The sequence below is a fragment of the Paenibacillus radicis (ex Xue et al. 2023) genome (assembly GCF_024722015.1).
Classification (GTDB): domain Bacteria; phylum Bacillota; class Bacilli; order Paenibacillales; family NBRC-103111; genus Paenibacillus_S.
Genome location: NZ_JANQBD010000052.1, coordinates 1 through 21,559 on the forward strand (window position 1 = coordinate 1; position 21,559 = coordinate 21,559).

Annotated in this window: 14 protein-coding genes and 1 pseudogene; 14 read left to right on the forward strand and 1 reads right to left on the reverse strand. The window is 45.9% G+C overall.

Annotated elements, in window-relative coordinates; genetic code table 11:
- Nucleotides 1-391 precede the first annotated feature (391 nt).
- From NV381_RS36690 to dctA, 3 genes are all read left to right on the forward strand, one after another.
- Nucleotides 392-2,023, forward strand: a complete 1,632-nt coding sequence (locus NV381_RS36690) for an ATP-binding protein (RefSeq protein ID WP_258218212.1) — start codon at nt 392-394, stop codon at nt 2,021-2,023.
- Nucleotides 2,020-2,742, forward strand: coding sequence for a response regulator (locus NV381_RS36695; RefSeq protein WP_258218213.1), 723 nt, complete (start codon nt 2,020-2,022; stop codon nt 2,740-2,742). The genes NV381_RS36690 and NV381_RS36695 overlap by 4 nt, the downstream gene beginning before the upstream one ends.
- Nucleotides 2,743-3,189: 447 nt before the next feature.
- Nucleotides 3,190-4,503 carry a C4-dicarboxylate transporter DctA gene (gene dctA, locus NV381_RS36700; protein WP_258218214.1) on the forward strand — a complete coding sequence of 438 codons (1,314 nt, stop codon included), beginning with the start codon at nt 3,190-3,192 and terminating at the stop codon, nt 4,501-4,503.
- 113 nt (nt 4,504-4,616) lie between these two features.
- Here the strand turns inward: dctA and NV381_RS36705 are convergent, their stop codons facing one another.
- Entirely contained in the window at nt 4,617-5,366 is a 750-nt protein-coding gene (locus NV381_RS36705) for a YdcF family protein (RefSeq protein WP_258218215.1), read from the reverse strand.
- 425 nt (nt 5,367-5,791) lie between these two features.
- On the opposite strand from NV381_RS36705, the gene NV381_RS36710 reads away from it, so the two are divergent.
- From NV381_RS36710 to NV381_RS36760, 11 genes and pseudogenes are all read left to right on the forward strand, one after another.
- The gene (locus tag NV381_RS36710; protein ID WP_258218216.1) at nt 5,792-6,697 is read left to right on the forward strand and encodes an ABC transporter permease; all 906 of its coding nucleotides are present in this window, start codon (nt 5,792-5,794) and stop codon (nt 6,695-6,697) included.
- A gap of 5 nt (nt 6,698-6,702) precedes the next feature.
- Entirely contained in the window at nt 6,703-7,581 is an 879-nt protein-coding gene (locus NV381_RS36715; protein WP_258218217.1) for a carbohydrate ABC transporter permease, read from the forward strand.
- A 63-nt stretch (nt 7,582-7,644) separates the two neighbouring features.
- The gene (locus NV381_RS36720) at nt 7,645-9,174 is read left to right on the forward strand and encodes an extracellular solute-binding protein (protein ID WP_258218218.1); all 1,530 of its coding nucleotides are present in this window, start codon (nt 7,645-7,647) and stop codon (nt 9,172-9,174) included.
- Nucleotides 9,175-9,219: 45 nt separating this feature from the next.
- Complete coding sequence (locus NV381_RS36725; protein WP_258218219.1) at nt 9,220-11,505, forward strand: helix-turn-helix domain-containing protein; 2,286 nt, start codon at nt 9,220-9,222, stop codon at nt 11,503-11,505.
- A gap of 16 nt (nt 11,506-11,521) precedes the next feature.
- A complete protein-coding gene (locus NV381_RS36730; RefSeq protein WP_258218220.1) occupies nt 11,522-12,565 on the forward strand; it encodes an oligogalacturonate lyase family protein in 1,044 nt (347 codons plus the stop codon).
- Between the two features lie 39 nt (nt 12,566-12,604).
- The gene (locus tag NV381_RS36735) at nt 12,605-15,220 is read left to right on the forward strand and encodes an alpha-mannosidase (RefSeq protein WP_258218221.1); all 2,616 of its coding nucleotides are present in this window, start codon (nt 12,605-12,607) and stop codon (nt 15,218-15,220) included.
- 917 nt (nt 15,221-16,137) lie between these two features.
- Nucleotides 16,138-16,509: an arsenate reductase family protein gene (locus NV381_RS36740; protein ID WP_258218222.1), complete on the forward strand. Its 372-nt coding sequence runs from the start codon at nt 16,138-16,140 to the stop codon at nt 16,507-16,509.
- A 25-nt stretch (nt 16,510-16,534) separates the two neighbouring features.
- Nucleotides 16,535-17,605, forward strand: coding sequence for a site-2 protease family protein (locus NV381_RS36745; protein ID WP_258218234.1), 1,071 nt, complete (start codon nt 16,535-16,537; stop codon nt 17,603-17,605).
- 57 nt (nt 17,606-17,662) lie between these two features.
- Nucleotides 17,663-18,831, forward strand: a pseudogene (locus tag NV381_RS36750) (aminotransferase class I/II-fold pyridoxal phosphate-dependent enzyme).
- Nucleotides 18,832-19,083: 252 nt separating this feature from the next.
- Nucleotides 19,084-19,563 (forward strand): hypothetical protein, encoded by a 480-nt coding sequence (locus tag NV381_RS36755; RefSeq protein ID WP_258218223.1) that lies wholly within the window; start codon nt 19,084-19,086, stop codon nt 19,561-19,563.
- Nucleotides 19,564-20,459: 896 nt separating this feature from the next.
- A complete protein-coding gene (locus NV381_RS36760; RefSeq protein WP_258218224.1) occupies nt 20,460-21,542 on the forward strand; it encodes a Gfo/Idh/MocA family protein in 1,083 nt (360 codons plus the stop codon).
- The last annotated feature ends 17 nt before the right edge of the window (nt 21,543-21,559 follow it).

Genomic DNA, 21,559 nt, shown 5'->3' on the forward strand with positions numbered 1-21,559 from the left:
GCTCCCGCGCCTTCGCTTGGGCTGCACCCTCACCCTTTATAACGTCTGAATATTCAAACAACTAACTTTTCTTATCCATCGTCCCGATGGATAAACCTACCTTACACAAACTTCTTGACGCTACCGCGAGGAAGTAGTTTCAGACTAATTAGCGGTGCTTTATCCAGTAAAATGCTCTGATAAAGGGATTTAGAACGAAATTAGCGGGATGTTTTCCAGTTCGTTTCGTATCGTCCCAATAAGGGAGCAGCTTTTTTGTTTAAGAGATCTGATTTTAGTGTAGAGCCACTATTTTACAGATAAAATAGTGTTCCGTACAGGGATGAGCTTTTGCATCCATTCTGCTTTATTGTATGATGGTACTAAGATATCATAAGGAAGCAGGTTACGTATGCTGCAGCGTTTGAAGATTAGTTGGAAAATTACGATATTTTCTTTTAGCATCGTGGTTTTTTCCTTGTTGATCGGCGGCACAATTCTTGTCGGATCGATTGTGAGCTTGAAGGAGGAGGAGCTGGGACGCCGGCTTCTAGTGACGGCGCGAACGGTGGCGCAGATGCCTGAGGTGACTGAAGGCATCACCGCGCAGCAGCAGCAGCCGGCCATTCAAGCGTCGGCTGAGCGCATTCGCATCATCAACGACGTCACCTACGTCGTTGTTATGGATCAGAACCGGGTAAGGCTGTCACACCCGGTTCAAGCCATCATCGGCACCCCTTCGGGAGGGGCCGATGAAGGGCCTGCCTTCGCCGAGCACAGCTACGTGTCCAAGGCAAAGGGGAAGCTGGGCACGGTGCTGCGCGCCTTCGTGCCCGTAATGAACGCCGACCATGTTCAGGTCGGCGTAGTTCTGGTAGGGCAGCTGCTGCCGAGTATCGGGCAGGTGATGCTTGGTTTAAGCGGGCAAGCTTATGTGATTCTGCTGCTGACGCTGCTGTTCGGTATTTTGGGCTCATGGAAGCTTGCCCAGCATATTAAGCTGCAGATGTTCGAGCTGGAGCCCCACGAAATTGCCCGGCTGCTGGTAGAACGGACCGCTACGTTTCACGCTATGCATGAGGGAGTTATCGCCATTGATAAGGATGAGCGGATAACGATCTTTAATGATAAAGCCAAGCAAATGCTAAAAATAGAGGGCGATGTAATAGGCAAGTCCATTCGTGAGGTTATTCCGGATACACGGCTGCCGGAAATATTGGATCTCAATCATCCTATCTATAATCAAGAGCTGCATGTCAGTGCGGCACATATTATGAGCAATCGTGTGCCGATTAAAGTAAACGGACAGACGGTAGGCGCTGTAGCTATTTTTCAGGATCGTACGGAAGTAACCCGCATTGCCGAGGAGCTGACGGGAGTAAAAACCTTCGTAGATGCACTGCGTGTGCAAAATCATGAATATATGAATAAGCTGCATACGATCGGTGGATTAATTCAGCTAGGGAATAAAGATAAGGCCTTGAATTATTTGTTCGAAATTACGGAGCAGAAGGAAGAGCTTACCCGTTTTCTCAGCCAGAACATCAAGGACGATAGCTTAACAGGCCTTCTGTTAGGAAAAATCAGCCGAGGTCAAGAGCTGGGTATAACCGTTTCGATTGATCGTGAAAGCCATCTGATGCGTTTCCCTGAACGGCTTGATCATCACGACTTTGTTGTGCTTGTGGGTAATTTAGTCGAAAATGCATTCGATGCTCTCCAGAGCAAGCGGGATCAGTTGGACAAAAATGTATTTATCAGCATAGAGCAGGATGAAGATGTGCTTTCCATTCTCATAGAGGATAACGGAGGGGGGATAGACCCAACCGTTCAGCAGCGTATTTTCGAACAGGGCTTTACGACCAAGGGAACTAAAGGACGTGGCATAGGGCTCTATCTATTGGCAGGCATCGTGCAAAAAGGAGCGGGAACTGTAAGGGTGGATTCAGTACCTGACGAAGGCACGGCTTTTATGATATCTTTTCCGATGCAAGCGTCAGCGGAAGGAATCAATGAAACAAAAAGGAGGATTAGTCCGTCATGAGCGAACGTTTGATGAAGGTGCTGTTGATCGAAGACGATCCTATGGTACAACAGGTTAACAAGCAATTTGTAGAACGAGTCAGCGGGTTCATCGTCACGGGTGTGGCTAGTACAGGCTTGGAGGGGATGGAGCTGCTTCGAAAGCTGGAGCCTGACTTGGTTATTCTCGACATCTTCATGCCGCTTCAGGATGGATTGGAAACGATAACACAAATCCGACGGCAGCAGCTGTCTGTGGATGTGATGGTTATTAGCGCTGCTAACGATCAGAGTACGATTGCCCGGATGCTGCAAAATGGGGCTGTAGACTATATTATAAAGCCGTTCAAATTTGAGCGTGTTAAACAAGCCTTGGAGCAGTACCGCAGCATGAAAGGCTTGCTAGAAAAGGAAGGAGCTGTTTCGCAAAACGAGCTGGACCGATTGCTGTTTGGCTCCGAGACACGTAGTGTCAGCATTCCCAGGGTAATACCTGATCCGGAAGCAACGGCAGAGCAGCTGCCCAAAGGCTTGCAAGGGATTACTTTGAAACAGATTACACTGTTTTTATTAGATAATCCTCATCCTCTGTCGGCTGAAGAAGTGGCTGAAGGAGTAGGCATAGCTCGAGTTACAGCGCGCAGGTACCTGGACTTTCTAGAGAAGTCAGGCAAGGTCCGTCTCGATCTCCAATATGGGATAGGCCGCCCGGTCAACAAGTATGTGATATCACAGCTTTAAAAAAAGTATTCCCTTGAAATCCGGCATCATTCTGCATGAGGAGCTTTCCTTGTCAGAATGGTGTTTTTTTGCATCCGATTTAAGACCAAAAAGACCAAAAATACCAATAAGGTCAAATGATTCACAAATCATATTGTAAGCGATATCATAAGTCCATGGAATGAACAAGAAAGTGAAGGGATACGACAGGGTCAATCCTAAAGGCCGTGATGTCATGGAAGGAATACTTAAGCTGTTCAAGCAGTCCGCAAGCGTAACTCTTCCCCCTACCTTCTGAAATCCAGAGGATAGTGCTTCAGGTTTGTGAAGGATGAAGCAGGTCGATCGACATGAAAGCGATTGCATCCTCAAGGACGAAGAACGGATTGAACGTTATAGCTTCCCAATGCCTTCTGACAGAAGGTTGTAGAGCTTCCACCCATTTTACAGAAGAAGAGAGGAATTACAATGAGAATCAATTTGAAAAACCTGACCGTGCAAGTGTTGATTGCGATAGTGCTTGGGATTGCGATCGGACAATTTTTCCCAGCGGTGGGTGTCCAGCTTAAAGTACTTGGAGATATTTTCGTCAAGATGATCAAAATGGTTATCGCACCGATCGTATTCTTCACCATCGTTATCGGTTTTGCCAACATGGGTGATATGAAAAAGGTAGGCCGTATCGGCGGTAAAGCGGTACTATACTTCGAAATCATTACAACCTTCGCAATGGCGATAGGAATCGGGGTCATGTACCTGGTTAGCCCGGGTTCAGGTATGGATACCAGTAAAGTTGGCGCTAGCGCTGCAGAAGTTGCCAAGTTCGCGAAGCAAGCGTCGGATACTCCTCACGGGTTTATGGATTTCGTTGTCAGTGTTATTCCAGATAGTGTTGTAGGTGCGCTTGCCAAGGGAGAGATGCTTCCTGTTCTGTTTTTCTCCGTATTGTTCGGTCTGGCTATGGCCGGTCTTGGTGAGAAAGCTAAACCGGTAACTCATTTTTTTGAAAAAATGAATGAAGTATTCTTTAGACTTGTCAGTATTATTATGCGCTTCTCTCCGTTCGCAGCTGGTGGCGCAATGGCTTATACTATTGGAAAATTCGGTGTCGGCTCCCTGTTCTCGCTTGGCAAAATGATGGGTTCGGTTTACATTACAATGTTTTTGTTTGTCGTTATCGTTTTAGGCTTGGTTGCAAGAATATATGGCTTTAGTATTTTCAATTTGATCAAATTCATTAAAGAAGAAATTTTACTTGTACTTGGTACTTCATCATCCGAATCCGCATTGCCGCGGTTAATGGAACGTCTGGAGAAGTATGGCTGCTCCAAGTCCGTTGTCGGCTTGGTTGTTCCAACAGGTTATTCCTTTAATCTCGATGGAACATCGATCTACTTGTCAATGGCAGCTCTGTTCATCGCTCAAGCTTATGGGATTGAATTGACGTTGCTGCAAGTAGTGACGCTGCTCGGTGTGCTGATGCTTACGTCGAAGGGAGCGGCAGGGGTTACCGGCTCCGGGTTTATTACATTGGCCGCTACTTTAACGGCTATTCCAGGTAATGTTATTCCTATCGAAGGTATGGCTTTATTGCTTGGCGTTGACCGCTTTATGTCTGAAGCTCGTGCTATTACGAACCTGATCGGAAACAGCGTTGCTACGGTGGTTATTGCAAAAAGCGAGAATCAGTTCCGCACACAAACGGAGGATTCTTCTACAGACACTACTGGTGAAGATACCGTCTATATCGGAAATAAAATAGCTGCTTCTTCCGAAGCCTGATAGTTCCTCTATATAGAAAAAGCCATTCCTTCGGTTACACGAAGCGAATGGCTTTTTTGGACAGAAAAGACTGGTAGTCGCAAAATTAGCACCTAAACAGGTTATCCGGTGAGCTAGTGAACCAACAATTCGAGAAGCCCTAAATACTCTTTGGCAGCTAACGAGCTTTTTTGTAATCCGTCAGCCGAAGGCAAGAATGCGCTCAAAGTTATGGAATAGGGCTGGGGTACAAGAAAGTCTGCCGGATAAGGAGCAGTAAGGACTCCAAGCTGTTTGAAATTTTCTACAGATCTTGGGATATGAAAGGCGGATGTTACTAATACTGGCTTGGTAAAGTTTTTCTGCTTCATGATTTCTATTGTATTTAGAGCATTTTCTTTCGTGTTCCGGCTTCTGTCATCAAGCCATATGGACGACTCCGCTACTCCTAGAGCGAGCAGGTTCCGTTTGCAGATCTGGCCTTCATTGCCGGTATCTTCATAAACTTGTCCACCGGATATGATAATCGGCAGGTTCGTGCTCTTGTGCAGCTTATATGCCGTAACAAGCCGGTTCATCGTGTAGCCGGTTAAATTACCGCTGCCACCCACATCAGGGGTATTTCCTACTGCACCACCGGTCAACAGAACGATTACATCTCCTTCAATAGTGACGGGAGGTTCGTAGCGATGCTCCAGGTAGCCGATCAAGGTGTTCCCAATAATTGGTGTACAAATAAGATAGATGAAGGCAATAACTGCCCATAACAGCTTAGCGGCACTTCGTTCCCTTTTACGCAACCAAAGATTAAACAAGACGAGAACAGTAATAAAAAGTCCTGGCGGAATGAAAAAGGTATAGATATATTTAATTATATAAAGCATTAGCCTACTCCTTGCTCCTGACATGCTATAGTCAATCCAAATCAAATTCTTTATGTAATATTTTATCAGAAATCAATAGAGTTGCATAAATTACTTTGAGGTTGCCCTTGTTTGATCTTATTGGATCGCTAAGGACAGCCTTTTTGCTTTTTAAGAAAATGTTATTTGGGGGACCTGGCTCAAAGCTGTCTAAGTTCAAACACTTATGTTGGCAAATGATTACGATGTTCGTTAAATGATTATGATAGCTATTTATTGCGTAATGTCAGCTAATACCAGATGGTCGGCTGCTGATTATAGACTGAACAACGTTGTGCAAATTACATTGGGATAGAGCCGGAACAAAAGCTTTGGAGGAAAGGAGTTACGGCTTGCTATGAAGGTTATTTTGCATAAAGGAGGTGAAGAAGATCGTACATAAGTTGATGAGTAGGAGCAGGGGGGATCTGGGAAGAAATGGCTGGCTCTACTTAATGCTGCTGCCAGGACTGCTGTATTTTATTTTGTTCAAATATATGCCGATGTGGGGCTTGTTGATTTCCTTTCAAAATTATCAGCCCGCGCTTGGCTTATGGGGGAGCAAATGGGTGGGGACGGCGAATTTTGTCCGTTTTTTTGGGGACCCGGCTTTTTGGCTGTTATTTCGGAACACGACTATTTTAGCGGTTTATAATATATTTATTTTTTTTCCGCTGCCGATAATTGTAGCTCTTCTATTAAATGAATTGAGGGTGCAATGGTTCAAACGCTCCGTTCAGACGTTAATTTACATTCCCCACTTTTTTTCCATGGTAGTTGTTGTAGCTATAACCTATGTGCTGTTTACAACCGAAGGAGGAATGGTCAACGAATCATTAGCTGGGCTAGGTGTGGATAAGGTGAATTTTCTGACAGAGCCCTGGTGGTTCAGACCGATGGTTACGCTCCAGATCATATGGAAAGAAACCGGCTTCGGAACGATTATATTTCTCGCGGCATTGGCAGGAATAGACCCGCAATTGTACGAAGCTGCAAAAATAGACGGGGCTAACCGATGGCATCAACTCAAGCATATAACCCTTCCCGCGATTAAAAGCACGATCATTGTCCTGCTCATTCTGAGGCTTGGTCACTTTCTGGATACAGGGTTCGAGCAGATGCTGCTTATGATCAATGCCTTGAACCGCGATGTAGGTGAAGTGTTCGATACGTATGTATACACAAGCGGTATTCTCGAGGGCCAATTCAGCTATTCGACCACAGTCGGGCTGTTTAAATCGGTAGTAGGGCTCATCCTCGTCGTCGCGGCTAACCGGATAGCCCGCAAACTGGGGGAAGAAGGAGTGTATTGACAGCTATGCCTCACAGAAATTCTTTATCAGGAATCCTGTTCGATACTTGCAATTATATGTTTCTTGCCTTTATCGCGCTGCTTACTCTGTTTCCATTTCTTCATATTGTTGCCGGCTCGCTGGCGCCTGCCAAGGAAGTGCTGAACAGCACATTTATTTTAGTGCCGAAACAGCTATCGCTAGAAGCTTACCGGTATATATTTTCGGAAAGCACATTGTCCCGCAGTTTAGGGGTAACGATTTTTATTACGGCTGTAGGCACCTTATTCAATATGGCGATGACGGCTATGATGGCGTACCCACTGTCGCGGGATATTCAAAGAAAGCGTCTGATTATGCTTCTGGTCGTGTTCACTATGCTGTTCAGCGGAGGCATGATCCCATCTTTTCTTGTTGTGAAATCGCTAGGACTTTTGAATTCATATTGGTCATTATGGCTTCCTGGAGCCATCAATCCGTTTTACTTGATCATTCTGGTGAATTTTTTTAAGCAGCTGCCGGTTGAGTTTGAGGAATCGGCCAAAATTGACGGCTGCAGCGATCCGGCGATTTTATGGAAAATTATTATTCCACTGTCTTTGCCGGCGATAGCGACGTTCTCCCTGTTCTATGCTGTCGGACATTGGAACACCTTTTTCCAGGCGCTTATTTACATTAATGATGCGGGAAAATGGCCTATTCAGGTGCTGCTTCGGCAAATCGTTATTATGTCATCGGGAGGGATTGGAGATGCCAGCTTCAGCAGTGAAGCGTTGTATCAGGTTCCGCCACAAACGGTAAAAATGGCTGTCATCGTTGTTTCAACACTGCCGATTATAGCTGTCTACCCATTTCTACAGAAGCATTTCGCCAAAGGCGTGCTGCTTGGCTCGATTAAAGGTTAACATTTTGGACCTGCAATGCTGTTATTTCATATATAATATTATTTGAAAGGTAGGGCTAAAAACATGAAGGCTGCAAAAAGACATACACGAGGACTTTCATTATTAAGCATCCTCACTATGGTGACCGTTCTTGTTGCCGGTTGTGCTGACAAACAAAAGGAGAGTGCCTCCGGTGCTGCACCGAATGAAGCGCAGCAGCCGTTAAAGCTTAGTATTATGGCCACCTATTATACGCCGCAGCCGCCTAATTCCCAGAATGAGGCGTGGAAGAAGCTCCAGGAGCTGACGAATTCATCCATCGATATGACTTGGGTTCCGCGTTCGGCCTTTGATGACAAAGTGAGCGTATCGATTGCTTCTAATGATTTACCCAAAGTGATGCTGGCGCTCAAGTATAATGCTGCCCCCCTCGTGAATGCGATCAAATCAGGTGTGTTTTGGGAAATCGGACCTTATCTGAAGGATTATAAAAACCTGAATGCTATGAATGCGATTCAGTTCAACAGCACGAAGGTGGAGGGCAAGATTTATGGGCTGTACCGGCCTAGACCGATCTCACGACACGGCATCATTTTCCGTAAAGATTGGCTTGCGAATGTTGGCTTACAGGAACCGAAAACGCCTGAGGAATTATACAATGTCATGAAAGCCTTTACACTCAATGATCCGGACCGTAATGGAAAGAACGATACGCTTGGCATGGCTGAGTATAAAGATATCGAGGCTTATTTGATGCCTCATATGACTGCGTTGTTTGGCGCTCCGAATAAGTGGAAGGAAGAAGGCGGTAAATTCACAGCTGAATTCATGGCCAAGGAATATTTGGATGCGATGAAATTTATTAAAAGGCTGTATGATGAAAAGCTGATGAACCAGGATTTTGTCGTGACGGAGGAACTGCAGCGAAGCACTATGTTCTATCAGGGTAAAACTGGGATCGTTCTTGGCAATGCGGATGGTGTTGGTTCCATGCAAAACGAAATACGAAAAAATCTTCCGGATGCAAAAGTAGAGCTTATGGGTAATCTCACGGGTCCGAAGGGTGAGCGGAATATGGCACAGCAAGGATATACAGGAGTTTATTTATTTCCTAAGTCATCTGTGAAGACCGAAGCTGAGCTGAAGCGCATACTAGCCTTCTTCGACAGGCTTCTTGAAGCGGATGCAGTCAATTTGCTCGCATGGGGTATAGAAGGCAAGCAGTACAAGCTGACGGATGGGCAAGTAGAGAAAATCGTAGACGCAGACAAGTTCACAAGCGATGTACTGGGCCTGGATGAACTGCGGATTGATGATAAAGCAAGAGAATTGCCGGTTAAGGGTGAAGAAGAGATCGTTAAAAAGGCCAAAAAAGTGATGCAGGACAATGTGAAGCTGGCCGTTCTTAACCCGTCATTAGGTCTGGAATCGGAAACATTGGTTCAGAAAGGCTCCGATTTGAATAAAATTATCAATGATGCCAAGATCAAGTTTATTACAGGCAAATTGGATGAGGCCGGTTGGAGCAAAGCAATAGAAGATTGGACTAAGGCAGGCGGTGATAAGGTAATGGCCGAATTGGCTGCAAGCTTCACGGCTTCTAAATCAAAATAATCGGCTCTGAAACAAAGGAAAGAAACCTGCTGGCTGGAGGTCGCCATGAAAAACCATCGAATCAATTACTTCAAAAAGCTCGTTCTCTTTTGCATCTGTATAGGGATTGTACCCGTTATTATTCTCGGGTATTTTTCCTATGCGAAGTCTTCCGCCCTCTTGTTGGAGAAGGCTAATAGAAGTAATGCCGAGATGGTGGAGCAAGCCCGGCTCCGGTTCGAACAGAAGCTGAAGATGGTAGACAATACCCAGACGCAATTTATTAGCTCGTCTTCCGTCAACTTGGCGATGGATAAAAGGCTGGATAGTGACAACTACTTATTGTACGAGGAATTGATCCAGTCGATTTACAGGCTGCAAACCTATGAATTTGGATTGTCAGAGGTATACCTTGCGAACTTGAATCAAGATTGGATTTTGGATAGTGCCGGGAGAAGAACGTTTGCGCAGCATAGTCTTTCCAGCTCTTTTATGGAGTATGCCGCAGTTCGAAAGGCTTCCTTCTGGACGGCCTTGAAATCACCTTTTTTTGAGGAAGGCAATGCTTTGAAGTGGAACATGGTGCTGGTTAAAAAGATTCCTATTAACTCTATTCAGCCTCTTGGGTTATTGGTCGCAGTATTGCCGAGTGTCGAGCTTAATAAGATGGTTCCCCAAAGAAGCGAGCCAGGCGAATTTTATGTCCTCGACAATAAGCAGCAGGTAATCGCGGCCGGTAATCCGGAGCAGGTTGGTGTCAACCTGTCCAACGATCCGTTCTCGTCCAGAATCGTACAAGACAACCTGGAAGCTAATCAGTTTCAAATGGATATCAATAACGAACCCTACAGTATTACTTATCGAAAATCGAATTATAACGATTGGATTTATGTTACAAAGGTTCATATCGAAGATATCACGAAGGAATCAAGAGCGATAGGTTGGGTAACTGTAGCAATTTGTCTTGGCTTACTTGCACTAATCCTGCTCTTGTCTCTTCAGGGCTCGCGGAAGCTGTATCTTCCCATCCGTAAGCTGTACGAGATTGTATTGAAATCCCCTGATATGCCGAACTTGTCTGCAAGAAGCGACGAATTATATTGGATTGAGAGAAGGATGAAGGTTCTGCTTGGCAATGAAGCTCAAATGACCCAGCAGCTACGGGATTTTTTCGTACACAAATTGCTTCAGGGCGCAGTGAGCTCGAATGAAATAACCGATCGGACTCGCTCTGGAGAATTGGATACATGGAGGGAACTACGGGTCGTTTGTTTGCGTATCGACACACTTGGAGGCTCCAAGTATACAGAGCTGGATAAGGATTTGCTTCTGTTTGCCATCAACAATATGGCAGGTGAGCTGGTGTCTGCACAGATGCGACTGAATCCGGTTGTCATCAATGAATTTCAGGTAATGATCATAGGCAGCAATGTCGATTATCCGGATGAATCGAGAGCGGATATTTATGCGCTGGCGCGAAATATTCAAACGGCGGTCAAGGATTTCTTGAAGTTGCCGGTCAGTATCGGTATCAGCCGCTTATTTACTGATTGTATCGAGGCTCCCCGTGCTTTCCAGGAAGCTAAAGAGGCGTTGGCCTACGGCATTCGTCTCGGAGACGAATCAATACTATTTCTTGATGATATGTACGATCCATCTATAGCTGATTCCATGACATATCCTCAGCAAATTGTCAGGGAGCTTATCGATCAGATCAAGCTGCTGGACGAAGAGACGGCTTATCGTTTATTGGATGAATTCATGACGGTAGTCACTGCCAGAAATATTAGCCACCAGGAATTCCAATTGTATCTGCTGCGGCTGTTAATTGATCTTCTGCGCTTGTATCAGGATCTCGGTGGGAATATGCACGATCTTTCGCCGAATGAGAAATCCTTGGTCAATGAGCTGTTCATGCTGAAATCTGCCAAGGAAATTGTCATTTGGTTTCAATCATCGATGATTAAGCCTATGATCCTGTTCATCGAGAAACGCAGAGATATCCAGTATATGAAAATTTCCGATATGGTATTGGACATCATTCATCGCGAATATGGCACACCCTTATCACTTGAAATATGCGGTACTCGGTTGAATTACCATCCGGAGTATGTCGGTCGTGTATTCCGTAAGGAAACAGGCTTCGCTTTCGGCGATTACATATCCCGGTACCGCTTGCATATTGCCAAGCAATTACTGGTTGAGACGAATATGACGGTAACTGAAATATCCGAAAAGCTTATGTACAACAAGCCGCAAAATTTCATTCGTTATTTCCGCAAAATGGAAGGTGTTACACCCGGGCAATTCCGGGAGTCATTCCTTGCGAAGGACAAAGAAATTTCCTCTTGAAAGGGGTTTGGCAATTATGATGGAAATACGTTCATTTCGAGATAGCAATACTGGCACTGCCATTAAAGCAGTCGGGCAGAAGGGGACCGATACAGGACATTTCTATTACACGGCTATGACGTGGATGTCCGACAGCCGCCATCTTATTGCAAGCGCGCAAATGGATGGCGATAAGAAATGCCAATTTGTTCGGGTTGATACTCAAACAGGTGAATCGACCGTGCTGGTTAACAGTGGCGAGTGGGCAGGAGGCATCGTGTCTCCTGATGACAATCTGTATTATTTGGATGGATCGGCGATTCAAGCTATGAATCTAAAAACATTGGATACGTGGACCGTATGTACACTGGAGCATGAAAACCGATTTTACGAACCGCTATCCGTTTCCAATGATGGCAGGACTATGGGCGTATACTGGCATGAGGATGGCCAATGGATGATTGGAGCCGTTGATGTGGCTTCGGGTAAGGTGATTTCAGCATGTTCGCCCAAGTTCGAAAAGCCGTACGAGGTAGCAAATCACGCGATGATTAATCCTGTGTACGATAATCTCGTGTTCTATGCACATGAGGGAAAGACGGAACATATTTCAGACCGATTATGGGTTTTCGATATGGAGACGGGAAAGACGAACAATATATATAGGCAGCAGATGCTTGCAGACGGAACGAATGGTGAATATGTAGGACATGAGATGTGGGCTAATAATGGGGAAGGGATATACCTGGTTAAATACAATTCCAGCCCCCTTAAGCCGACAGGTGTTTATTATGCGGATAAATGGGGAAACGGCGCGGAATTTATCAATGGTGATTATGCTTATTGGCACGCTGCTCCAAGCCCTGATGGAAGATGGATCGTTGCTGATACACATGAACAGCCTACAAAAATTGTGCTGATAGATTTACAGGATAAATCCTCGAAGCTGTTGTGCGAACAGCCGATGTGGTGGAGTCATCCGGGGCATCCTCATCCTGCGTTTAGTCCTGACAGCCTTAAAGTAACCTACACATTTGCTGATGAAGATAATCATTTATGGATAGGCATTATAGAGATTTAAGTGTTCTGTGCATGATGAGGAAAAGGAGCGAATGCATCAATGAAAATAATGGATGATCAACGACGGCTGCTGTTCAACGAGGGTGGCGAGCAGCCTGCTTCTGCTGATCCGTTGTCGGGTGAAGACTATAAGCCTGTCGTACACATGATTGGCAATGGGCATCTGGATCCGGTATGGCTGTGGCAATGGCAGGAGGGCTATGCGGAAACAAAAGCGACGTTCCGTTCGGCTCTGGATCGAATGAACGAGTTCCCGGAGTTCATATTCACTTGCGCAAGCGCCGCTAGCTATAAATGGATAGAAGAAAATGATCCGAGCATGTTTGCAGAAATAAAGAAGCGGATTGCCGAAGGGCGCTGGGTAGTTGTTGGGGGCTGGTGGGTTCAGCCCGATTGCAACATTCCTTCCGGGGAATCCTTCGCCCGGCATTCTCTTTACGGTCAACGTTACTTCCTGCAGCGGTTCGGATTGACCGCCAAGGTCGGGTATAACGTTGATTCATTCGGCCACCATGCGATGCTGCCGCAAATTTTGAAGCTGAGCGGTATGGATTATTACGTATTCATGCGTCCGGAGAAACACGAGAAGAGCATACCTGCAAGCCTGTTCTGGTGGGAGAGTGCTGACGGCAGCCGGGTAATGGCCTATCGGATTCCCGAAGGATACTGCACTCACCAATTCGAAACGTCGGAACCGAAAGTACATGCCGTGAAGAAGATAGCTGAGGAACAACACACGGATCAAATGTGCTTTTACGGTGTTGGCAACCATGGCGGCGGTCCGACGATTGCTAATTTACAGGAAATTCGCGCGGTACGAGAAAAGACAGGACAGGAAGCAATCGTATTAAGCTCGCCTAATGCTTATTTTGAACGGATGGAGGCGTATGCTCCTTCTCTGCCTGTGGTGGCGGACGAACTGCAGCATCATGCCAGCGGCTGCTATTCGACGCATTCCGAGACGAAGGCGAGCAACCGTAAGTCCGAGCATAGGCTGCTGACAGCGGAGAAGCTGTCTGCGGCAGCCCATTGCTTGCTCGATCTTCCCTACGACGCGGCGCAATTCAGGATGGCCTGGGAATGCGTCATGTTCAATCAATTCCATGATATTATGGGAGGCTGCAGCATCAGGGAAGCTTACACTGATGCACGTGAATCGTATGGATATGCGCTCCATATCGGAGCAGTCTCCATGAACGCAGCGATGCAAAAAATTTCATGGTCCATCGATACGATGCGTCCGGGAATTTCATCTCTGGATAAAAATAAGGATCGGACGTTGTGGGAGCAAGCCGATCAAGGTATTCCGGTTGTCGTATTCAACCCGTTATCCTGGGAAGTAACGGCTCCTGTAGCGGTGACACAGCAGATGAAAGGGATAACCGATGAAGCGGGCATTCCCGTTGAGATCCAACTTGTCCGTTCTTCTAAAACGAATGGCGGAGATAAATACGATACTTTGTTTATGGGTAAAATCCCAGCAATGGGCTACCGAGTCTATTGGATTTACCGTCACAAGTCGTTTGACCTCCCAATACCGGTTACAACGGCTTCAGCCTCATTTACTGAAACGGTTCATACGGATTCGCTAAGGGTCACTTCCTCTTCTATCGAAAATGATTGGGTCAGATTGGAGATCGAACCGCATACCGGGTATGTGAAAAGCTTGTTTGATAGACGCAGCGGCGTTGAAATGATAGACGGCCGGGGAGCGGTACCGATCGTTATCGATGAGCATGACTGTGACACTTGGGGGCATGGCAAGCTGGAGTTCCGCAATGAGATCGGCCGATTTACGGACGCTGAGGTGAAGCTGATCGAATCAGGTCCGTTACGTGCAACGCTGCGAGTAACAAGCCGCTATGGGCAGTCGTTGTTACGTCAGGATTATACCCTGTATAAGGACAGTGCTGATGTTTCAGTAAGGGTGAAGCTGGATTGGCATGAAAAGCACAAAATGCTGAAGCTGTCATTCCCGGTGCGTGTTGATGAACCCAAAGCGACTTATGAAATCCCCTACGGTTATTTGGAACGTCCAGTGAATGGAGAAGAGGAGCCGGGCCAGCAATGGGTTGATTTAACGGGGATTGTACATGGAAGCTGCGCTGATGCGGCCTCATCCGACAAACATACATATGGACTATCCCTATTGAACAATAGCAAATACAGCTTTGACGTAAAAGGCAATGATTTGCGCATGACGATTGTGCGGAGCGCGATATTCGCAGATCATTACGGAAAACGAGACGATATGTGCGAGTATATGGATCAAGGTGTGCAGGAGTTTGCCTATACGCTTGTTCCTCATGCAGGTTCGTGGCAGGAGGCCGGGATTGTCCGTAAAGCTTATGAGCTTAACGTTCCGCTGGTTCATATTGTAGAAACCTACCACAAAGGGAGTTTGCCACTAAGCTATTGTGGAGTCCATTTATCATCGAAGCAAGTCGTAGTCACCGCTTTCAAAAGGGCTGAGGATGGGGACGGATACATTTTGCGCTGCTACGAGACAAGTGGAACTGAGACGGAGACGGTAGTGGACATTCCGATGCAGAGTCGGACATGGACCGCACAGTTCGGGCGATGCGAAATCAAAACCTTTAAAATCCCGGATCATGCGGAGCTTCCTATCGTGGAGACAAATCTGCTTGAATTGTAAGGAACGATGGCCCTGACTGGACTCGCTTAAAAGGGGCTGTCTCAAAAGAAATTTTGAGACAACCCCTCCACCATTTTATCCTGAATAGATGGTAGCAAAAGAGCCCTCAATTCCACTTTAATAGTTGAAGGCTCTTTTACACATTCTTGTGTATTCAGTGACGCATAAGATGAGGTCGCTTTCCAACGCGTGCTAATCGCGGGTATCGGGTTCGTGGTATTTGGCTCGTGGCTCGTGGTTCATGGTTTGGGGTTCGTGGTTCGTGGCTCGTGGTTCATGGTTTGGGGTTTGGGGTTCGGGGTTCATGGTTCGGTTACGGCATTGCATGGCAGTCTTGCGCACTCCGTGCAATTATCAGGAAAATGTCAAGTTAGTTACTCCGAAAATAGCGTTCCAAGTCTTATAGCTGGAATTCCTCATGCTAATTCTACGTATTTTGGCTGATATCCACCATATCCCCTCTATTAGAGTTAGTTTTTCCAGTTAAATTGATTTAAGGTGATATCCACGCTGGATTAGCGTGAGCATTTCCATCTATTTCTTTTCTTTCCGCAGCGGCCCCGACAAATCATGGCCTCCTCTAGATTGAAAGCAGCCTTTGAACATCGCTTCTCGCCCCATCACTTAAGCAACATCCAAAAAGCGGCCGAACTCATTTTTGGATGTTAAAACCCCCACTCTGAGGGGAATTTCCCTACAAAAAAGACGCTTCCATTTCCGCTTACATAGTGGTTTTGGAGGCGTATATGTTCATAATTTAGGACTGATTCATTCACTGATACCCTTTTGGAATAGCCTTTTTTTGCTTTGAGGCATAGTGATTCAAGATGCATTTTTATATCTCCCTGTTTTTTTGTATAATAAGGAAATACCGCTTGATGCGATGACAAAAAGAAACCAAAGACAGGAATGATCGTATGAGTACTCAAAGAACTGTGACCATCTATCAATACCCCCAATGCGGGACTTGCAGGAATGCGATGAAATCGCTCAAGCAAAAAGATGTGGAGATGGAAGCCATCCATATTTTCGATAATCCTCCGGACAGCGAAAAGCTTAAGCAATTGATTCAACAAAGCGGTCTGGACATAAAAAAATGGTTTAATACGTCTGGTGAAGTTTACAAGGAAATGAAGTTGAAGGATAAACTTTCACAGATGACTGAGGAGCAGCAGATTGAACTGCTGGCCTCGAATGGCCGACTTATTAAACGTCCGGTTGTTACCGATGGAACCAAAGTAACTGTAGGCTATAAAGAAGAACAGTACGAGCAAGTGTGGGGCGTGTAGTCCCATAATTGAAGGAGCGTGAACGCTGTTGCAGCAAAAAAAAGCGAACAAAAAAAATCCGCTATGGTTTATCGGTGCGGCAGGGGTGTTTATCCTTACTCAGGGCAAGTTTTTGTTGACCCTTTTGAAATTCGGGAAATTCGGCGGTGTGTTTCTTTCGATGCTGGTTTCCATAGGCGCTTATGCGATTATTTTTCCATGGAGCTTTTCGATTGGATTTGTATTGCTCATACTGGTACATGAATTAGGTCATGTTGCAGCGGCCAAGCAGAAGGGATTGCCCGTATCTGCACCTATGTTTATTCCATTCCTTGGAGCATTTATTAATATGAAGCGCCATCCGAGAGATGCCGTTACAGAAGCTTATATAGCAATAGGAGGCCCTGTTCTAGGTACTGTCGGCGCACTTGCCGTGTTTGGAGCGGCTTATTATTTCAATAGTCCATTGCTGTATAGCTTGGCACTAGCAGGTTTTATGATTAATTTGTTTAATCTCATTCCGATCCATCCGCTTGATGGTGGCCGTATTGTTACTGCGGTCTCAAGATGGCTGTGGCTGGTAGGATTAATCGGCGGTTTAGTTCTAATTATTTACAATTTCAGTATCATTCTTTTTATCATTTGGGTAATGTTCGCATACAATCTCTATACAAAATATGTAAAATATCGTAAAAACGGCGGAGAAAAACGTGCTATGGCTGCAAGCTTTTTGATTCCGGCAGAGCCGTTAATAGCGCAGGGCTATTTAATTCCCGGTGAAGAGCATAAAAGGGATCTGGATTTTGTCACGTATTCTGATCTTGAAGGGCAGCAGTATGTATATGTTATCTGGGAGGGCTTAGACTTTACAGGAACGATACCGCTTATGCAGCAAGCTTTAATCCGCAAAGTGCATGTGACAAGACTCGAACGTATACAAAAGGAAGACGGGCTACATCTGATGTTACATTGTCAGGTGGACTACGATCCTTTCGATAATGACAAATACTTTGAGGTTCCAAACGCTTCACGCTGGAAATATGGAATCGCGTATTTTGCACTTGCAGGCTTTTTGTTTGCCATGATGTCTCTGGTTCATAAGGTCGGTAATATATAAACCCTACATCCTGAATTTATCCCAACACTCATTTTAACTAAAAGAGGTTATGATTCTATGGAACGTTTTCAATCCAAGCGGCTCTCCTTAATGGGTTCCGCTATTTTTTCTGAAATGGCCGGGTGGAAGGAAGAGGTGCGCAGCAGAGGAATCGACGTTATCGATCTGGGCATAGGCAGCCCTGACCGTCCTCCTTCTGAGCGGGTCATGCAAGCAATGGAGCAGGCTGTTCGCAAGCCTCAAGTGTATGGCTACCCCACCTCGGAAGGCAGCCTAGCTTTTCGTAACGCAGTTGCGCGTTGGTACCAGCATCGGTTTCAAGTAACGCTTGATCCGGAGCAGGAAATTGTTACGCTCATGGGCTCCCAGGACGGACTGGCTCATCTGGCTATGGCTATAACCGATCCGGGAGATACGGTGCTGGTTCCGGATCCGGGCTACCCCATCTATGGAGCGAGCTTGGTTTTAGCCGAAGTAACCCCTTACTTCATACCGTTAAGAGAAGAAAACGACTTTTTGCCAAGCAAATTGCACAAGACGCCAAATTTATTTTATTGAATTATCCAAGCAACCCGTTATCGGCTGTAGCTTCCTATGAGTTTTTTGAAGCATTGGTGAGCTATGCCAGAAAGTATGATCTATTGATCGTACACGACTTGGCTTATTCTGAAATGGCATTTGACGGTTTTCGTCCTATGAGCATTTTGGAGGTCGAAGGGGCTAAGGAGTTAGCTGTCGAATTTCATTCCTTGTCGAAGAGCTTTAACATGGCTGGTTGCCGGATAGCCTTCATGGTCGGACAGCCGGATGTCGTAAAAGCACTGCGCGTATTAAAGTCTAATATTGATTACGGTGTCTTTTTGGCAGTACAGGAGGCGGGTATTGCCGCATTAGAGGAAGATATGGAGAAGGGCGAATCCGTATCCGTATCCGGGCTGTACGAGCTCAGACGTGATATTGTAATTGAAGGTCTTGCAGCAGCAGGATGGTCTATTCCTCGGCCGAAAGCTACGATGTTCATTTGGGCACGTATTCCTGAGGGTTGGACATCTCGACAAATTTCCCGGGAAATTTTGTATAAAGCAGGAGTTGTGGTAATCCCTGGTGATGCTTTCGGTCAAGAAGGCGAAGGTTATGTGCGTATAGCGCTGGTTCAAGAAGAGGACGTACTGCGTGAAGCGGTGCGGCGTATAGCCGTGTTTCTCCAGACAGCAAATTCGCAATAGTAACGCCTAGCAATGAAAGAAATCCGTCCTGAGTTGGGACGGATTTCTTCACCTATATACGATATGTTTCGGGGCTCCCCGCAAAGTATCTGAATCAACTTCGAAGCAAGACCCCACTTTGTGGGGGATTTTTTGTTGAACCGGGTAAGATGATCTGAAACGAGCATGGGGCGGTTTAACAATCATTTGAATATTGCTGCTGAAATTGTAAATACTACCTCTGATTCCATAGCAAGGATTGGAGGATTTCGTATGCGAAAAAAAGTGATAGCGAGTATATTTCTAGGACTCTATCTTTTAATTCAAGCTCCGATAATGCAATTGAATGTAGCTGCCTCAGCACCATCAGTTAACGTAGAAGAAGAGAACTACATAGAGTCAAAAGCATACCGATCGGGAAGGGGAAGCTACCGCTCACCGGCAGGCGGATACACTGGCGGTACCCGCAGTGGGGCAACTCCCGGAAGCAACACGGGTCAAACCACACGTACGCCTGGAGTCAATGAGCCAGCCAATCGAGCGCCTGGCACTTCTACAGGGAGGTTCGGGAGCTTTTTCGGAGGATTGGCCGCAGGTACATTGCTCGGCAGCATATTAAATCCATTCGGCTTCGGCGGTTTTGGAGGAGCAGGTATGGGTGGGGGGTTTTCGCTGATAGGCCTATTGTTTTGGGCTGTTATTATTTATATGGCGTACCGAGTGCTGCGCAGGTTATTTGGAGGTACACGGTAATAGGGGCACAATGAGGCTGTCCCAAAAGAGTATCAATTCCCAAACTATGTACAAAGACGCCTCCAAAACCACCATGTAAGTGGAAATGGAAGCGTCTTTTTCGTAGGGAAATTCCCTCAGAGTGGGGTTCGAAGATTCAAAAATGAGTTCGGCCGCTTTTTGGATGTTGCTTAAGTGATGGGGCGAGAAGCGATGTCCAAAGGCTGCTTTCAATCTAGAGGAGACCATGATTTGTCGGGCGGCTACGGAAGGAAAGAAAATAGATGGAATTTGTAACGCTAATCCAGCGTGGATATCGCCTTGAAATCAATCTAACTGGAAAAACTAACTCTAATATAGGTGAAGTGGTGGATATCAGCCAAAATACGTAGAATTAGCCTGAGGAATTCCAGCTATAAGACTTGGAACGCTATTTTCGGAGTAACTAACTTGACATTTTCCTGATAATTGCACGGAGTGCGCAAGACTGCCATACAATGCCGTAACCGAACCACGAACCATGAGCCACGAACCACGAACCCGATACCCGCGATGAGCACACGCTGGAAAGCGACCTCATCTTATTCATCTCTAAGAATACACAAGAATGTGCAAAAGAGCCTTCAATTATTAAAGTGGAATTGAGGGCTCTTTTGCTACCATCTATTCAGGATAAAATGGTGGAGGGGTTGTCTCAAAATGTCTTTTGGGACAGCCCCTTTTCATGCCATAGCGGAATGATTATTTTCGCTAATGCTCACATCCATCCCTCCTAAGCGTCAATAAATTTTACTGCTCCTCATTTAATCCAGATGTCACAAAATTGCACTCCTTTCTGTCATCAAATTGCAATTCAAAGTTCTGGGAAAACATGCTAAGATAAATCCAAGTCATTATTTTATAGGAGGAATTATCTTATGTCGGTTAAAGTAAAAGTAGCGATAATCGGGTGTGGGGGCATTGCGAACGGCAAACATTTGCCTGCTCTGTCTAAGCTCGATCATGTTGAGATTGTCGCTTTTTGTGATATTATCGTGGAGAAGGCTCAACAGGCTGCTGAGAAATACGGTGTCGCTGGAGCTAAGGTTTACGAAAGCTATGAAGAGCTATTAAACGACAGTTCTATCGATATCGTACATGTGTGTACCCCGAATGATTCCCATGCTGAGATCTCCATTGCAGCTTTGGAAGCAGACAAGCATGTTATGTGCGAAAAGCCGATGGCAAAAACAGCTGCAGACGCACGCCGTATGGTAGAAGCCGCGAAAAGAACCGGTAAGAAGCTGACCGTTGGTTACAATAACCGTTTCCGTTCCGACAGCCAATACTTGAAAAAGGTTTGCGAGGAAGGCGACTTGGGGGAAATTTACTTTGCCAAAGCTCATGCGATTCGCCGTCGGGCCGTCCCGACTTGGGGTGTGTTTTTGGATGAGGAGAAGCAAGGCGGTGGTCCGCTTATCGATATCGGTACACATGCGCTCGATTTGACTCTGTGGGTAATGAACAATTATGAACCGAAGGCTGTTCTTGGAACGACTTTTCATAAGCTGTCACAGAAAGAAAACGCTGCCAATGCATGGGGCTCTTGGGATCCGAAGAAATTCACTGTAGAGGATTCAGCTTTTGGCATGATCACTATGAAAAATGGGGCGACCATTATTTTAGAGTCTAGCTGGGCTTTGAATACATTGGATGTGAAGGAAGCAAAATGTACGCTAAGCGGTACCGAAGGCGGAGCCGATATGGAGGAAGGCTTGCGGATCAATGGTGAAAAGCACAGCCGTTTATATAAAAACCAAGTCCAGTTGGATGCTAAAGGCGTGGATTTCTATGATGGAAAACAAGAAAACATGCAGGATACGGAAATTCGCCTTTGGATCGATGCAGTATTGAACGATAAGCAGCCGATCGTAACTCCGGAGCAAGCTTGCGTTGTATCGGAAATTCTTGAAGCGATTTATGAATCTGCGAAGACCGGCAAAGCCGTTTACTTCGATTAAAGCGGAAAGCGGAGGAA

Excerpts from the sequence above, each read along its gene's own strand:
- NV381_RS36740 (WP_258218222.1), top strand. The coding sequence starts at position 16,138 with ATGAGTACTCAAAGAACTGTGACCATCTATCAATACCCCCAATGCGGG.
- NV381_RS36715 (WP_258218217.1), top strand. The coding sequence starts at position 6,703 with ATGCCTCACAGAAATTCTTTATCAGGAATCCTGTTCGATACTTGCAAT.
- NV381_RS36690 (WP_258218212.1), top strand. The coding sequence starts at position 392 with ATGCTGCAGCGTTTGAAGATTAGTTGGAAAATTACGATATTTTCTTTT.
- NV381_RS36725 (WP_258218219.1), top strand. The coding sequence starts at position 9,220 with ATGAAAAACCATCGAATCAATTACTTCAAAAAGCTCGTTCTCTTTTGC.
- NV381_RS36735 (WP_258218221.1), top strand. The coding sequence starts at position 12,605 with ATGAAAATAATGGATGATCAACGACGGCTGCTGTTCAACGAGGGTGGC.
- NV381_RS36705 (WP_258218215.1), bottom strand. The coding sequence starts at position 5,366 with ATGCTTTATATAATTAAATATATCTATACCTTTTTCATTCCGCCAGGA.
- dctA (WP_258218214.1), top strand. The coding sequence starts at position 3,190 with ATGAGAATCAATTTGAAAAACCTGACCGTGCAAGTGTTGATTGCGATA.
- NV381_RS36755 (WP_258218223.1), top strand. The coding sequence starts at position 19,084 with ATGCGAAAAAAAGTGATAGCGAGTATATTTCTAGGACTCTATCTTTTA.
- NV381_RS36720 (WP_258218218.1), top strand. The coding sequence starts at position 7,645 with ATGAAGGCTGCAAAAAGACATACACGAGGACTTTCATTATTAAGCATC.
- NV381_RS36730 (WP_258218220.1), top strand. The coding sequence starts at position 11,522 with ATGATGGAAATACGTTCATTTCGAGATAGCAATACTGGCACTGCCATT.
- NV381_RS36695 (WP_258218213.1), top strand. The coding sequence starts at position 2,020 with ATGAGCGAACGTTTGATGAAGGTGCTGTTGATCGAAGACGATCCTATG.
- NV381_RS36760 (WP_258218224.1), top strand. The coding sequence starts at position 20,460 with ATGTCGGTTAAAGTAAAAGTAGCGATAATCGGGTGTGGGGGCATTGCG.
- NV381_RS36710 (WP_258218216.1), top strand. The coding sequence starts at position 5,792 with ATGAGTAGGAGCAGGGGGGATCTGGGAAGAAATGGCTGGCTCTACTTA.